At 66.6% G+C, this 14,563-nt stretch carries 16 protein-coding genes; 8 read left to right on the top strand and 8 right to left on the bottom strand.

The genetic code is table 11. The features are described from left to right. The first annotated feature begins 26 nt into the window (after positions 1–26). Together P7L68_RS04025 and P7L68_RS04030 are read left to right on the top strand one after the other, a co-directional pair. Entirely contained in the window at positions 27–191 is a 165-nt protein-coding gene (locus P7L68_RS04025) for a hypothetical protein (RefSeq protein ID WP_371999923.1), read from the top strand. A 211-nt stretch (positions 192–402) separates the two neighbouring features. Then, the gene (locus P7L68_RS04030; protein ID WP_371999925.1) at positions 403–1,722 is read left to right on the top strand and encodes a hypothetical protein; all 1,320 of its coding nucleotides are present in this window, start codon (positions 403–405) and stop codon (positions 1,720–1,722) included. Positions 1,723–1,799: 77 nt separating this feature from the next. Here the strand turns inward: P7L68_RS04030 and P7L68_RS04035 are convergent, their stop codons facing one another. The 7 genes from P7L68_RS04035 to P7L68_RS04065 all read right to left on the bottom strand — a co-directional run bounded on the left by P7L68_RS04035 (position 1,800) and on the right by P7L68_RS04065 (position 9,505). Further along, on the bottom strand, positions 1,800–3,242 hold the full coding sequence (locus P7L68_RS04035; RefSeq protein ID WP_371999927.1) for an amidase: 1,443 nt from the start codon (positions 3,240–3,242) through the stop codon (positions 1,800–1,802). 225 nt (positions 3,243–3,467) lie between these two features. Then, positions 3,468–4,160 (bottom strand): ABC transporter ATP-binding protein, encoded by a 693-nt coding sequence (locus P7L68_RS04040; RefSeq protein WP_371999928.1) that lies wholly within the window; start codon positions 4,158–4,160, stop codon positions 3,468–3,470. Next, a complete protein-coding gene (locus P7L68_RS04045) occupies positions 4,154–4,945 on the bottom strand; it encodes an ABC transporter ATP-binding protein (protein WP_371999930.1) in 792 nt (263 codons plus the stop codon). Before P7L68_RS04045 ends, P7L68_RS04040 begins: the two co-directional genes overlap by 7 nt. Next, the gene (locus P7L68_RS04050; RefSeq protein ID WP_371999932.1) at positions 4,942–5,943 is read right to left on the bottom strand and encodes a branched-chain amino acid ABC transporter permease; all 1,002 of its coding nucleotides are present in this window, start codon (positions 5,941–5,943) and stop codon (positions 4,942–4,944) included. The genes P7L68_RS04045 and P7L68_RS04050 overlap by 4 nt, the downstream gene beginning before the upstream one ends. Positions 5,944–5,946: 3 nt before the next feature. Continuing rightward, complete coding sequence (locus tag P7L68_RS04055; RefSeq protein ID WP_371999934.1) at positions 5,947–6,807, bottom strand: branched-chain amino acid ABC transporter permease; 861 nt, start codon at positions 6,805–6,807, stop codon at positions 5,947–5,949. A 499-nt stretch (positions 6,808–7,306) separates the two neighbouring features. Then, the gene (locus tag P7L68_RS04060) at positions 7,307–8,527 is read right to left on the bottom strand and encodes an ABC transporter substrate-binding protein (protein ID WP_371999935.1); all 1,221 of its coding nucleotides are present in this window, start codon (positions 8,525–8,527) and stop codon (positions 7,307–7,309) included. Positions 8,528–8,713: 186 nt separating this feature from the next. After that, the gene (locus P7L68_RS04065) at positions 8,714–9,505 is read right to left on the bottom strand and encodes a FadR/GntR family transcriptional regulator (protein WP_371999937.1); all 792 of its coding nucleotides are present in this window, start codon (positions 9,503–9,505) and stop codon (positions 8,714–8,716) included. 235 nt (positions 9,506–9,740) lie between these two features. Here P7L68_RS04065 and P7L68_RS04070 point away from each other — a divergent pair, with 235 nt between their 5' ends. The 6 genes from P7L68_RS04070 (at position 9,741) to P7L68_RS04095 (ending at position 13,546) form a co-directional block, all read left to right on the top strand. Continuing rightward, on the top strand, positions 9,741–9,890 hold the full coding sequence (locus tag P7L68_RS04070) for a hypothetical protein (RefSeq protein ID WP_371999939.1): 150 nt from the start codon (positions 9,741–9,743) through the stop codon (positions 9,888–9,890). A gap of 183 nt (positions 9,891–10,073) precedes the next feature. Continuing rightward, the gene (locus tag P7L68_RS04075) at positions 10,074–10,211 is read left to right on the top strand and encodes a hypothetical protein (protein WP_371999941.1); all 138 of its coding nucleotides are present in this window, start codon (positions 10,074–10,076) and stop codon (positions 10,209–10,211) included. Between the two features lie 611 nt (positions 10,212–10,822). Further along, positions 10,823–10,969: a hypothetical protein gene (locus tag P7L68_RS04080; RefSeq protein ID WP_371999942.1), complete on the top strand. Its 147-nt coding sequence runs from the start codon at positions 10,823–10,825 to the stop codon at positions 10,967–10,969. Between the two features lie 82 nt (positions 10,970–11,051). Further along, a complete protein-coding gene (locus P7L68_RS04085) occupies positions 11,052–11,204 on the top strand; it encodes a DUF5989 family protein (protein ID WP_371999943.1) in 153 nt (50 codons plus the stop codon). Between the two features lie 10 nt (positions 11,205–11,214). Further along, entirely contained in the window at positions 11,215–12,174 is a 960-nt protein-coding gene (locus P7L68_RS04090) for an SGNH/GDSL hydrolase family protein (RefSeq protein ID WP_371999944.1), read from the top strand. A 16-nt stretch (positions 12,175–12,190) separates the two neighbouring features. Further along, a complete protein-coding gene (locus tag P7L68_RS04095) occupies positions 12,191–13,546 on the top strand; it encodes an MBOAT family protein (RefSeq protein WP_371999946.1) in 1,356 nt (451 codons plus the stop codon). On the opposite strand, the gene P7L68_RS04100 is transcribed toward P7L68_RS04095, so the two are convergent. Then, a complete protein-coding gene (locus P7L68_RS04100; RefSeq protein WP_371999948.1) occupies positions 13,531–14,559 on the bottom strand; it encodes a hypothetical protein in 1,029 nt (342 codons plus the stop codon). The two genes, P7L68_RS04095 and P7L68_RS04100, sit on opposite strands and share 16 nt — an antisense overlap. Positions 14,560–14,563 lie beyond the last annotated feature (4 nt).

The raw sequence follows: 14,563 nt of genomic DNA on the forward strand, positions 1-14,563 counted from the left end.
CCGCCATCCGGGCAAGGAGAGCTGTCATGACCGGCAACGGACCGGGCGACCCGGACAAGACAGGCCCCAGCTATACCGGCGATGAGACCAGCCAGGGAGAGATCATCCTGCGGACCAGGCGCCGCCGGCAGATCTTCATCGGCGGGTTGATCCTGATGGGGGTGCTGGCCGTGGTGTTCAGCCTGATGTGATCACGCCGCAACCCCCCCAACCACCGCCGCCATCGGTGCGTGGCTTGACATTCTCTCCGCCGGGCTGAATGTTGGCCCTGCCTGCGTGTTCACACGGGCAGGCAGCGTGAATGTGAGCCCGGATCAAAATGACGTCGTCCTGTCATCCCAGGCGCCTGCGTCCGGGGCAGCAAGCTTTCGGCGCTCAGACGCCGGCAGACAGGATATGATGATGGAACACCCTATCCCGCTGAAATCGATCCCTGAGAACAGCCTGTTCGGCGAGGGCGATGTCTTCGTGCTGTTCGGGGAGATGTTCGGGCGCGGCTATGCCACGGGCCTGGTCGAGGCCGCGAAGGCGGCCGGCATGACCATCATCGGCATGACCATGGGCCGGCGCGACAATGGCGGCCCGCTCCGGCCGCTGACCGACGAGGAACTGGCCGCGGCCGAGGCCGGGCTGGGCGGGCGCATCATCAACGTGCCCCTGATGGCCGGTTTCGACATGGACGCCGCCCCGGGGGAGCCCACGCCCACCGACATGCTGGGCGAGATGACCCTGGAAAACTGGCAGGACTTCAAGCTGGACCAGGACCGGATCGCGCGGGCCCGCGAGGCGGGCATCACCCGCTTCCGCGAGGCCACGGCCCGGGTGATGGCCGAACTGGACGGGATGATCCCGGCCGGCTGCAACCTGTTCTTCGCCCATACCATGGCCGGCGGCATTCCGCGGGCCAAGGCCTTCATGGCGATCGCCAACCGGGTCTATAAGGGCCGCGGCGCGCGCTATATGCCGTCGCAGGCGCTGATCGACAGCGATCTGGGCAAGCTGATCCTGCAGAATTTCGACGAGGTCACCGCCAACAGCTTCGGCCATCTGCTGGAACTGAGCGGGCCCTTGCGCGCCCGCATCGAAGCAGAGGGCGGCCAGGTGCGCTACACCGCCTATGGCTATCATGGCACGCGGGTGCTGATCGACGGCGCCTATCGCTGGCAGACCTATACCAACTACACCCAGGGCTACGCCAAGATGCGGCTGGAGCGACTGGCCCGGGCGGCCTGGGATCAGGGCGTGAAGGCGGTGGTGTACAATTGCCCCGAGATCCGCACCAATTCCTCGGATGTTTTCGCCGGCATCGAGCTGTCGCTGCTGCCGCTGCTGACGGCGCTGCGCCACGAGGGCGGCGGCGCCTGGGTCGACGACCTGTGGCAGTATTGCGAGACCCTGCTGCAGGACGGGGTGAGCGTCGATACCGTGATGCAGATGGTGCACGACTACCAGCACCACCCGGCCATGCAGCCCTATTACGATTTCACCGCCTGGCCCAAGGCGAACAGCGCCGAGCAGGTGGAACAGACCGTCGGTACCTCGCAGGAGATCGTGAACCTGCACAAGGACCGCAAGGCCCTGGTCAGCGACGTGCTGAGCCAGCATGTGGTGGCCGCCACCGGCCGGCTGATCTTCGGCGCCACCAGCGCCCCCGAAGCGCCGGTGCTGTGGCTGGACCACGACATCGTGGCGCGACAGCTGATCGCGATGCACAGGGCCTGAAGACCGGCAGCTGAAACGCGAAAGGCCCGGCCGGGTGGCGCCACCCGGCCGGGCCTTTCTTTTTTGTCCGCGGCCCGTCAGCCCGGCACCACCGGCGCCGTGGGGAAGCGCGGCGGGCAGGTGAGTTCATAGGCGCGGGCGGCGCGCAGCACCAGCTCGTCGCGGAAGCGGGGCCCCACGATATGCAGGCCGACCGGCAGCCCGTCGTCGCCGAAGCCGCACTGGACCGAGGCGGCCGGCTGCTGGGTGAGGTTGAAGGGGTAGGTGAAGGGCGTCCACTGCATCCAGTGCTCCAGCCCCGAACCCGGCGGCACGTCGTGGCCGGCCTCGAAGGCGGTGATCGGCAGGCTGGGGGTGACCAGCAGGTCGTAACTGCGGTGGAAGGCGGCCATGCGCTCGCCCAGCGCCACCCGGGCGTCGACCGCGCGCATATAGTCGACGATGTCGATGCCGGCACCCAGTTCCGCCACCCGGCGCAGCCCCGGATCGATCAGCTCGCGCTGGTCGGCCGGGGTATTGGCCAGGATCTTGGCGGCGCCGGCGAACCAGTGGGCGTTGAAGATGTCGATCGGATCCTCGAAACCGGGATCGACCTCGTCCACGATCGCGCCGAGTGCTGCCAGGACGTCGACCGCCCTGCGGACCTCGCGCGCCACATCTTCGCGGACATTCACGTAACCCAGCGTCGGGCTGAAGGCGATGCGCAGGCCGCGCACGCCCTGATCCAGCCCCAGCCGCCAGTCGCGGGAGATCGGCGCGCCCATATACCAGTCGCGATCATCCGCCTGGCCGACCACCGTCATCATCAGCGCGACATCGGCGATGGTGCGGGCCATCGGCCCCAGATGCGAGGTGGTGCCCATGGCGCTGGCCGGCCATTGGGGGATGATGCCGAAGGTCGGCTTGATGCCGGCGGTGCCGGTGAAGCCGCAGGGAATGCGGATCGAGCCGCCGGCATCCGAGCCCTGATGCAGCACGCCCATATTGAGCGCCGCCGCGGCGCCGGCACCACCGCTGGAACCACCGGCCGTGGTATTTACATTCCAGGGGTTGCGGGTGATGCCGGTGAGCGCGCTGTCGGTGACCCCCTTCCAGCCGAATTCCGGCGTGGTGGTCTTGCCGAGCAGCACGGCACCCGCCCCCCGCATGAAGGCGGTGAAGGGGGCATCCACCTCCCAGGGGCCGTCGGCGGCGATGGTGCTGGATCCCTTGCGGGTGGGCCAGCCGCGGGTGAAGGTCAGATCCTTGATCGAGGACGGCACGCCGTCGACCGGCCCGATCGGCCGGCCGGCCATCCAGCGTGCTTCCGACGCCTTCGCATCGGCGCGGGCGCTGTCTTCATCGACCAGGACATAGGCGTTGACCGCGCCGTCGAAACGGCGGATGCGATCCAGCGCCGCCTCGGTCGCCTCGACCGGCGAGGCCGCCTTCCTGGCATAGAGGCCGAGCAGTTCGCCCGCGCCGAGTTCGCCCAGATCTGTTGAGGAGAGGGGGGTGGACGAAAGGGGGGTGTCGGGCATGGCGTCTGTCCTTACGAGATTGTTTCCTGTCGGCACCTTGTGGAGTGCCGGGGGATGCATGCGTATCTGTGATGCCCCGCCGCCCATGTCCGGCGCAGGACCCGCCCCTTCCGCACAACATTCATACCGTCATCCCGGCGGAGGCCGGGATGACGGTGGTGATGGTGTGTGTGTATCCGGAACGATGGCGCCTGACATTTCCGGGCGAGGGCCGTCGGGGCAGCGTCAGGCGTCGAGCGCCAGATAGCGGTCGCGGACGCTGCGGTCGGTGCGGAACTCGGCATTGCTGCCGGCATAGACGATGCGGCCCTGTTCCAGGACGTAGTGCCGGTCGGCCAGCTTCTCGCAGACCGCAAGGTTCTGTTCGACCAGCAGCACCGGCACGCCGCTTTCGCGGATCCGGCCCAGGATGCGGACGATTTCGTCCACGATCACCGGTGCCAGCCCCTCGGTCGGCTCGTCCAGCAGCAGGATGCGGGGGGCGTTGACCAGCGCGCGGGCGATGGCCAGCATCTGCTGTTCGCCGCCCGAGAGCGCCTTGCCGCCATTGCGCCGCCGTTCCTTCAGCCGCGGGAACATGGCGTAGACGTCGTCGAGCGACCAGCGGCTGCCCTTGCGCACCGAGATCTTCAGATTCTCTTCGACCGAGAGCATGCCGAAGATGCCGCGATGTTCCTGCACCAGCGCGACGCCGCGGCGGGCGATGTCGTGCGAGGGGCGGCCGGCGATGGCGGTGCCGTCGAAGCTGATCGTGCCTTTCGTCTCCACCATGCCGGCGATGGATTTGAGCGTGGTGGTCTTGCCGGCACCGTTGCGGCCGAGCAGGGTGACCAGTTCGCCCGGCCGCACCTCCAGCGACACGCCTTCCAGAACATGGCTTTTGCCGTAATAGGCGTGGACCTGGTCCAGCGTCAGCATGCCCCCGCCTCCCCCAGATAAGCGGCGCGCACCCGGGCATCGTTGCGCACGGTTCCGGGGTCGCCCTCGACCAGCACCTTGCCCTGATGCATCACGGTGATCGTGTCGCTGATCGACATCACGATGCCCATATTGTGCTCGATCAGCATAACCGTGTAGTCGCGGCCAAGCTCGCCGATCAGTTTCGTCATCACCGGAATGTCGTCGATGCCCATGCCCGAGGTCGGCTCGTCGAGCAGCAGCAGTTTCGGCCGCGCGGCCATGGCCATGCCCACCTCCAGCACCCGCTGCTGGCCGTGGGAGAGTTCGCCCGCGGCAATATGGGCGCGGGCGCCCAGCTGCAGCCGGTCGATGATCTCGTCCGCGACCCTCAGATGATCGGGCCGGGCGCCGACCGGGCGCCAGAAGGCGAGCGCCTTCGCCCCGTCGCGGCCCTGGGCGGCGAGGCGCAGATTCTCGCGCACGCTCAGGGTCTGGAACAGGCTGGTGATCTGGAAGGAACGCGACATGCCGAGCCCGACCCGATCCTGCGACGGTTTGCGGGTGACATCGATGCCGTCGAACAGGATCCGGCCGGCGGTGGGCCGCCGTTCCCCCGTCAGGCAGTGGAAGGTGGTGGTCTTGCCGGCGCCGTTGGGGCCGATGATGGTGTGGATGGTGCCGCGGCGGATCTTCAGATCGACCCCGTCCACCGCCTTGAAGGCCCCGTAGGCGAGTTCCAGCCCCGAGGTCTCCAGGATCACGTCGCCGGTCTGCCGGTCGTTGCTCATGGATCCGGTGTTCATGCCTCTGGCCCTCCGCGCCGCTCGCGCAGTTTTGCAACCACACCCTCGATGCCGCCCCACAGACCGCCGCGCATGAAGATCACCACGCCGATGAGCGCGATGCCGAGCAGCATCAGCCAGCGCGGCCAGATGGCCGACAGCCAGTCGCCCAGCAGCACGATCGCGGTCGAGCCCAGAAGCGAGCCGAGCAGAGAGCCGGTGCCGCCGATGATGGTCATGATCAGGATGTTCTCGGACATCGGCAGTTCGATGTTCGACAGCGGCGCGAAGTGCAGGAGCATGGCGTAGAGCGCGCCGGCGATGCCGGTGATCGCGCCCGAGAGCGTGAAGGCCAGGATCTTGAACTGACGGGTGTCGTAGCCGACCGCGGCCGCCCGGTCGGGGTTTTCGCGGATGGCGACCAGCGTGCTGCCGAAGGGCGAGCCGATGATCCGGCGGGCGGCCACGAACAGCAGCAGGAACAGGGTGGCGACGAAGATGTAGTACGAGACCGCCGGCTCCAGATCGGCGATCACCAGACCACCCAGCGCCAGCGGCGGCCGGGGCACATCCAGCAGGCCGTTATCGCCGCCGGTCCAGTCGGATGCGGTATAGGCGATGAAATAGGCGAGCTGGGTGAAGGCGAGCGTCAGCATCACGAAATAGATGCCGGTCCGCCGGATCGCGAGCGCACCGACCAGGGCGGCGGCGGCGGCACCGGCGAGGGCGGCCACCACCAGCGCGATGATCAGCCCGGCCCCCAGATGGATCATCACCAGCGACGACAGATAGGCGCCGATGCCGAAGAAGATCGCCTGGCCGAAGGAAAGCAGGCCGGTATAGCCGAGCAGCAGATTGCAGGCGAGTGCCGCCATGGCGAAGATCACGATCTCGGTCGCAAGCGTCGCCGAGGGCAGGATCAGCGGCAGGGCGACGAGGGCTGCAAGGGCCGCCAGGGTGATGCCGCCGAAGAGAGAGGAGGAGGGGGTGGCGGAGGAGGGGGAGCTGTTGGTCTGCATGGCTCACGCCCTTCCGAACAGGCCATAGGGACGCAGCAGGATGACCGCGGCCATGGCGCCGTAAATCATCAGGCTGGCACCCTGGGGCCAGATGCTGGTCATCAGGCTTTGCACCAGCCCCACCAGCAGCCCGCCGATCAACGCACCGCCGAACGACCCCATGCCGCCGATCACCACGGTGACGAAGGCGATGCCCAGCACCTCGGTGCCGACGAAGGGATGGGCGCCGCGCAAGGGCGCCGACAGCACGCCGGCCAGCCCCGCCAGCGCCACACCCAGCGCGAAAGTGGCCGAGAACAGCCGGTAGATATTGGTGCCGAGCAGGGCCACCTGTTCCGGATTTTCGCTGCCCGCGCGCACCTTGGCGCCGAAGGTCGTGCGCTCCAGCAGCAGCCAGAGGGCGAAGCCGACCAGGGCCGCGAAGCCGATCATGAACAGCCGGTATTCCGGATAGGCGAAATTGCCGAAGCGGATCACGCCCTTCAGCATCTCGGGCGGCGGCACCGACTTGCCGACCGGACCCCAGATCATGATCGCGCTTTCCTGGATGATCAGCGCGATGCCCAGCGTGATCAGGATCTGGAAAGTGTGCGGCAGGTGATAGACCCGGCGCACCAGCACCCGTTCGGTGACCCAGGCGAGAGCGCCCGCGATCAGCGGCCCGGCCACCAGCGCCGCCCAGAAATTGCCGGTGGCGGCCACGACCGTGAAGCAGAGATAGGAGCCGACCAGGAAGAAGGCGCCATGGGCGAAGTTCACGAAATTGAGCAGGCCGAAGATGATCGTGAGCCCCACGGAGGTGAGGAAATAGATCATCCCCAACCCCAGACCGTTCAGGATCTGGAAGAGGTAGACGTTGAGCATGGGTGACCGGTCTCCGACAGCTGGTGCCGTTCGGTTGGGTGTCGAGGGGGAGGGGACCCTTGAGATGCGCACGCACGGTCTGTGTCCGGATGTCGATATGTCCGGCGCACCACTCGCCAGTCTCAGTACAACATCTATGCCGTCATCCCGGCGAAGGCCGGGATCCAGGTTTGTCTCCGCGCCAGGAGCGTCGATCGATCCGCACGGATCGGGGTAGCCTGGCGGCCGACATACCCGTTCTCGCAAATGCCCGTCGTCCATTTCTGTGGAAGCCTGCCTGGATCCCGGCCTTCGCCGGGATGACGGCGGCTATTTTGAACAACCACGTGAAATGATGGTGCCGGGCATGTGCAGACGGCGGGATCGTCGACCTGGGCGCCCGGGGGGCGAAGGCCGGGATGACGATATTCGTGTTGTACGGACGCCGGGAAAACCGGCGCCCGACATGTGCAGTCAGAGTGGTCCGACGACGTGTGTATCGGCAGGGGCGGCCTGCCGGTCAGGCCATCTTGCAGGCGATCTTATCCCCCTCGGGGAAGGATTTGCCCGACGAAATCAGCTCGGCCAGATCGTCTTCGTCGGTCCTGGCGGCGGCGGCCTTGCCCTTCAGCAGGTAATAATCCTTGATCACCTGATGGTCGGCGGCGCGCACGGTTTCAGAGCCGGTGGGGCCGTCGAAACTCATGCCCGAAAGGGCAGCGCGGACCGCGGCGCCGTCGGTGGAGCCGGCCTTGGCGATGGCGTCCAGGATCACCTTCGTGCCGATATAGTCCGCCGCCAGCGGATAGTTGGCGGTGATGCCATAGGCCTCGCGCACCCGGGCGACCAGCTTCTTGTTCATCGGGCTGTCGACCTGGTGCCAGTACTGGGCGCCCAGATACACGCCCTCGATCACGTCCGGGCCCAGCTCCTGGAACTGGTCGAGACCGGCCGACCAGGCGAGCAGGATGGTCATCTGGCTCTTCAGGCCGAAATTCACCGCCTGGCGCAGGGCATTGGACGACTGGCCGCCGAAATTCAGGATCAGCAGCACATCGGGCGCCGCCCCCATGGCATTGGTCAGATAGCCCGAGAATTCCTGTTCCTGCAGCGAATGATAGCTGTTGCCGACATGCTCGATGCCCTTCTCTTCGAAGATGCGCTTCGCATTGGCCAGCAGCGCCTCGCCGAAGACGTATTGGGGCGTGATGGTGTACCAGCGCTTCGCGTTCGGCATGCGCTCGATCAGCGGCCGGACGGTCTGCTCGATGGCGCCGAAGGTGGGGACCGACCAGCGGAAGGTGCCGGCATTGCAGTCGGTGCCGGTCAGCTCGTCGGCGCCGGCCGGCGTCATGAACACGCCGCCCGCCTTGTCGACCTCTTTGCCGACCGCGAGCGCCGAAGACGACAGCGTGCAGCCGTTGAAGAAGCGGGCGCCCTCCTGCTGGATGGCCTCCTGCACCTTGCGCACCGCCTTGCCGGCATTGCCTTCGGTATCGATCGCCTTGTAGGCGACGGGCGCGCCCAGCAGGTTGCCGTAATCCTGGATGGCGAGCTTCGAGCCCATGTCGGCGAATTTGCCATAGCTGGCAAAGGCGCCCGACAGCGACTTGACGCCGTGGATGGTGACCGCTTCGGCGGCGAGTGCGCGCCTGCGGATGATGGCGGGGGCGGCGAGCAGCGCGCCGGCGGCAAGGCCGCCCTTCAGCAGCGTGCGGCGGGTGGTGGTGATCATCGTCATCGAGCCTCCATGTCACGTCCCGGGGCGTGTGGTCCGCCCCTCGGACCCTTTTTGATCGGAATACGTGGATTCCTCGGGTCATCCTCCGGTGCCGCCCGGTTCTGGTTCTGACATGACGCCGCGCGCTTCTCCCTGCGCGGGCTGCCGGTGCGGCAGGTGGTCGTCGTTTGAAAACCCGGCCGGGGCTCAGCCCGATCCGGGTTCCAGCAGGAAGCGGCGCGCGACCTCGGCTTCCAGCGCATCGAGGTGGTCTTCGGCGTCGCACATATGGTCCAGCATCAGCCGGCGGACCTCTGCCGCATCCTCGCGGCGGAAGGCCTCGATCAGCCGGCGGTGATAGTCGACATTGTTCAGGCCGAACTGCCGGCGTTCGGGCAGATAGACCTTTTTCAGCACGACCACGTCGCGCAGCAGCTCGTTCAGGAACCGGCCCAGAAAGCCGAAGATCGGGTTCGGGCAGACATCGGCGAGCACGTTGTGGAAATCGATCTCGGCGATGCGCTGAACGCGCTGTTCCTCTTCGGTCACCGGCTCATGGGCACAGAGGGCGATATTGGCTTCCAGCGCCTCGAAATCGGCGGGGCTGAGCCGGCCCACCGCCAGCACCGCCACCTCGGGCTCGATCAGCTTGCGCAGGGCGTAGATCTGGTGGCCGTCGGGATGGCGGAACTGCAGGAAGTTGCGCAGGGCCCGCGATGCGTGCTCGTGGGTCGGCCGGGCCAGCCAGGCGCCGCCGCCGGGCCCCGTGCGGCTGACCACCAGCCCCTCCACCTCCAGCCCTTTCAGCGCCTCGCGCACCGTGCCCTTGGAACAGCCATGCAGCCGGATCAGCTCCGCCTCGCCGGGCAGCCTGTCGCCCGGCTTCAGCTGCTCGGTGACGATCCGGCGCTTCACATCCTCGACGATCAGCTCCGACAGCTTCGGGCGCCGCCGTGTGGGGGCGCTGCGCCTGCCGCCTGCCGATCGCCCTTCAGCCATGAGCCCGTCTCCGCATCGATCCTATTTATTATGATAATTAGGCGCCTGTCGGGGCGAGGCTGTCAAGCGGGTCGCGCGGCGCGAGCCGTCGCATGGGCGCTCCATCCGAACGAGGGCCGTCACAGGCGAATCAGCGTGCAGAGGCGGTTTCAATGCGCAGGCCAATGAGGTATCGAGAGAGTCAGGGAAAGTGTGCGGTGGTGGGGCGATGTGTCCCCGGAACCGGAGTGCGATCATGCGGACGGACAACATGCCTGCGGCGACAGAGACGGTCACCACCGTCAAACCCCGCATCTGGAGCCGACCGGTGCTGGAGGTGCTGTCGGCGGATAAGACCGCGTTCGGCAGCTCGGGTCTGGTCGACGGCTACGGCCGTGTTTCCTGAGCCGGTCGAGGGGCTTCAGCCTGCGCCTGAACCAGCCGATCCTGACCGCTCCACCTGAAGGAGCGCAGCCGCAGGGAAATGAACGTGAGCCTGTGGTTGCTGATCTTTGCCTGATGCGGTATCACCGAAGATCATCGGTCGGCGGGTGTCGTCGATGAAGTGCCATTATGCTGGAGCGAGATGATGCAGACGACCGCCATGCCCGTGACGACCGCCCCTGTTGATCGTGGTGCCTGGAGCCGGCCCGAGCTTGAGGTGCTGTCGGTGGACGAGACCGCGCTCGGTGCCGGCGCCGTGGATGACGGCTCCGGCCAGTCCTGACCTTCGGCTCTGATCGATCGGGAGAGATGCCGGGCTGATTGGGAGATCGCCTGCATGGGCAGCCTGATCGACTTGCTGCGGCCACTCAGGGAACTGCTTGGTCGCCTTTTCTGTATGCCATGTTCTGAGCGGCATCACCGGCCTGTCCTGAACTGCCCGCCTCTGACTTGAACGCCACCGTCTGACCGGGGTGCGTTGCGTGATGCCTTCGACCCGCTGGCGGATGAAACGCGGGCCGAGGGCATCCGGGTGGTCGTGGCCCGGCTCCCCGATACCAATGACTTCCGCACCTATGACTTCCTCCGTTCGCTGCTGAGAATGCGGCGGAGCACCGGGTGATGCCCGGCGATATCACCTCAACACCCGGGCCTTTGGCCGGATCGCAGACCGGCTGGCGCCGCTGCTCGCCGCACCGGCCTCGTGAGCCCCGTCGGGCCCCGGTGCAGGGCGGGACGGCAGCGACCGATCCTGAGCGTTCCACTCAAACGGGTGGAGCCACAGGTGAATAAACGCTAACCACTGGTTGTCGGCGGACGGTCGATACGATATACCTCCGGGGGAGACGGCATGTTGTCGTCCGAGAGCTGTGATCAGTACCGGAGTTCACGACGATGCAGATCGACAACATGCCCACGACCGCTGAGAAGGTTGCCGCTGCCGATCGCCATGCCTGGCACCGGCCGGTGCTTGAGGTGATGTCGGCGGAAGATACGGCGACCAACACCAATGTGACCAATGACGGAGCCGGCCAGTCCTGAACGATTGTCACGGCGGGACAGAGGGCATTCTGCCTGAACGCGGCAGTGCCGCAGCTTGGTGACGGGGGCGGAGCGGGCACCGATGAACACAGTGGTTGAACTGCTGCGCTTCCTGTTCTCAGGCCGGTCGCGATTGGTCCTTATTCCATTCGTGGTGGTGCTGCTGCTTTTCGCGGTTGTTTTCGTGGCGGCGCAGGGGACCGCCTGGGCCCCCTTCGTTTACGCCGTTTTCTGAGCCGGTGACGATGCGTCGCGTGATGCGTGCCCTGGTGCTGGTGCTGGTTGGCATCGGTTTCGGCTGTCTGGCCGGCGAAGGGCTGGTGCGGCTGGGCACTGCGAATCAGAAGAACTACGTCATAGAGATGTGGCGCTATGCGAAGCTGCTGAAGCGCCCGAGCGACGACCCGGCGGTCGGCCATGAACATGTGCCGGGCGCGTCTGCACGCCTGCAGGGTGTCGGGATCTCGATCAATTCGCTGGGACTGCGCGGGCCGGAGCCTGAACCCGGCCGGCCGGCGGTGGTGCTGGCGGGTGACAGCACGACGCTGGGCTGGGGTGTTGAGCAGGACGATACGCTGGCAGCCCAACTCGCCCGCCGTCTGGGTGACGACGTTCAGGTAGTGAATGCTGGCGTCGGCAATATGACCGTGCCGCAGATCGTGGCCCACTGGCTGGAGATCCGCCGGCGGATCGGCGACACCTTCCCCATCCGCACGGTGGTGCTGCTGCCGTCCTCCCGCACCGGTTTACCGCAGCCGGCGGGCGATGCCGGCTGGTTGGTGCGTCACAGCGAGCTGGCGGCGCTGGTCGCGACCTTCTGGGCCCAGGCGACCAGCGGCGCCGCCGGCCGCGACGAGATGATCGGCGCCTATCGCGCCGCCTGGACAGGTCCCGAAGGGCAGGCGCGCATAGCCGGTGCCTTCGACCGTCTGGCGGACGAAACACGGGCCGAGGGCATCCGGGTGATCGTGGCCCAGCTCCCCGATACCAATGATTTCCGCACCTATGATTTCGGTTTTCTCGCAGAAACCTCGGGGCGCGAAGCCGCGGCGCGAGGCTGGGAGTTTGTCGATCTCTATCCTTCATTCGCCGGTGAGAATGCGTCGGAGTACTGGGTGATGTCGGGCGATATTCACCTCAACGCCCGGGCCTTTGGCCGGATCGCCGACCGGCTGGCGCCATTGCTTGCCGCACCGGCCTCGTGAGCCTCGTCCGGTCCGGATGCTTTTCCAGCTGCCGAGCTTTTTCGTCTTCCTGGCGGCCTTCGCGGCCGGGCTGGCGCTTTGTCCCAGGCGGCTGGTGCTCGCCTATGTGTTCCTGGCCAGCCTGGTGTTCTATGCCTGGTGGTATCCGCCCTATACGGCCCTGATCCTGGGCTACGTGCTGGCTGCCTGGATCGGCGGCCGGCTGGTCCGGGCGCATTCCCGGCTGCTGCCGGCAGTGGTGGTGACGGTGCTGCTGCCGCTGCTGCTGTTCAAATACACCGATTTCGTGATGACGACGCTGGAAGAGGTGACCGGTGCCGGCCTGCCGCATCTCCATTGGGGCCTGCCGCTCGGCGTGTCTTTCGTCACCTTCTCGGTGATCAGCCTGCTGGTCGATACCGCAAAGCACCCGAAACGGCCCTTCCCGGGATTCGGCATCGTGGCGGTCTATGTGACCTTCTTCCCGCATCTGATCGCCGGGCCGATCCTGCGCTTGCACAAGATGGTGCCGCGCCTGTCGAACATCCGGATCGATCGGGCGGCGTTCACGGCGAATGCCGGGCTGTTCGCCATCGGCATGATGAAGAAGGTACTGATCGCCGATCCGGTGGGGCTGTGGGTGGATGGTGCGATCGCCGATCCCGGGCAGCTGGGGGCGATCGACTCCTGGTTCGTGATGCTGGGCTTTGCCATCCAGATCTATTGCGATTTCAGCGCCTATTCCGACATGGCGATCGGGCTGGCCGGCATGTTCGGCGTCACTTTCCCCGAGAACTTCCACAAGCCTTATGCCGCGACGTCGATGACCGAAGTCTGGCAGCGCTGGCATATGACCCTCAGCTTCTGGTTGCGGGATTATGTCTACAAATACCTTCGCGAGCCGTTGGGGCGCGTGCTCGCGATCCTGGGCACGATGGCGGTGTCGGGGCTGTGGCATGGTGCGGCCTGGACCTTCGTGGTCTGGGGGCTGATCCACGGTACGATCATGATGCTGGAGAATCTGACCGGTCATGCCGACCGTGCCCGTCAGACCCGGGGCCTTGTCCGGGCGGGGTTCATCCTGGCGACCTTCGGCATCTGGACCGTGACTGCCACCTTCTTCCGGGCGCCGACGCTGGATGTGGCCTGGTCGGTGATCTCGGGCGGGTTCGGGGCCCGTGGCGCCGGTGCGTTGCCGGCAGAGGCCGCCCTGCTGACCGGCCTGATCCTGGTGACCCTGGCTCTGCATCCGCTGGATACGGTCGATCGGATCCGCCGGGCAGCTGCCCGTGTGCCGGCGGCGCTGGCCCTGCCGGTGATTGCGGTGCTGGTCGCCGGCTGCGCGATGATTGCTGCCGGTCGTCCCCAGGCTTTCTTCTATTTCGACTTCTGATCAGCCGACAGGCCGCCGGGCTCCAGCAGCTGCGCGAGCTGTGACGCCAGGAGCTGATTACCCGCATCGGAGTAGTGGCCACCCAGATCGACGAACATGCCCTTGCGGCCGCTACCGAAGGCCCGGCTCAGGTCGACGACGTCGTCCATATTGACGATACGATACCGAAACTGCGCGATGATCGGCTCCAGGGTTCGCTGATAGCTTCTGAACAGCGCCAGATCGGCAAAGCTGCCATCATCGGCCCCGGCGATGTAAGGAACCGGCGGGAGGACGACGGTGAGGGGCAGACCCCCGCGGCGGGCCATCTGTCGGACACCATCAATCTCGGCCATCAACCGCTCAAGGGCCGCGGCCTGTCCCTCGGGTGTCCCGCAGCCGTCTTCGGGCAGCGCCCGTCGGGGCGTCCTCTGGCTATCGGTCAGGCGCATCGCGATCTCGACCAGCACCGGACGGGGTCGGGCGGGGGGCGGGCTCCAGGGTGAGCAGTGATCGACCAGGTCGACGAAGCCGTTGACCACGACGACCCGGTCGATCCGGTCTCCGGCAGCGATGCGGCGCGCCAGAACCATCGCACTGGCGGAAAGATCCTGAGCGGGGCCGGCGAAGGTGCGCACCACGGTGCCTGGCATCAGCCGCTCGAGCACGGCGCCAAGGCTGTGTGCATCGTCGTTGAGGGCGCCGAAGACCTGAGAGGCGCCGAGCAGCAGAATGTGGCGGGTGGCCTGTTCGGAGGGCGTGACGTGCGGATGCAGACGCTCGCCTTCCGCGCCGATGGTGAAGCTCGGGGTCGAGGTCGGCCGATAGACATTGCCGATCCCGGGAATGAAGCGGACCGGCAGGGCCAGCATCTCGGCATGTCTACTGGCCTGCACGTCGTCATAACGGGCAGTACGGCCGTCGTCCACCCGGCTCCGGACGGCGCTCGCCAGGCCAAGACCGATATCCAGCACACCGTCTGCAAGTGCTACGAGCAGGAACAGACCGAAGAGCAGGGAGGTGAGCTTCTTCATCACG

This window comes from Tistrella mobilis, assembly GCF_041468085.1.
Taxonomy (GTDB): Bacteria; Pseudomonadota; Alphaproteobacteria; order Tistrellales; family Tistrellaceae; genus Tistrella; species Tistrella mobilis_A.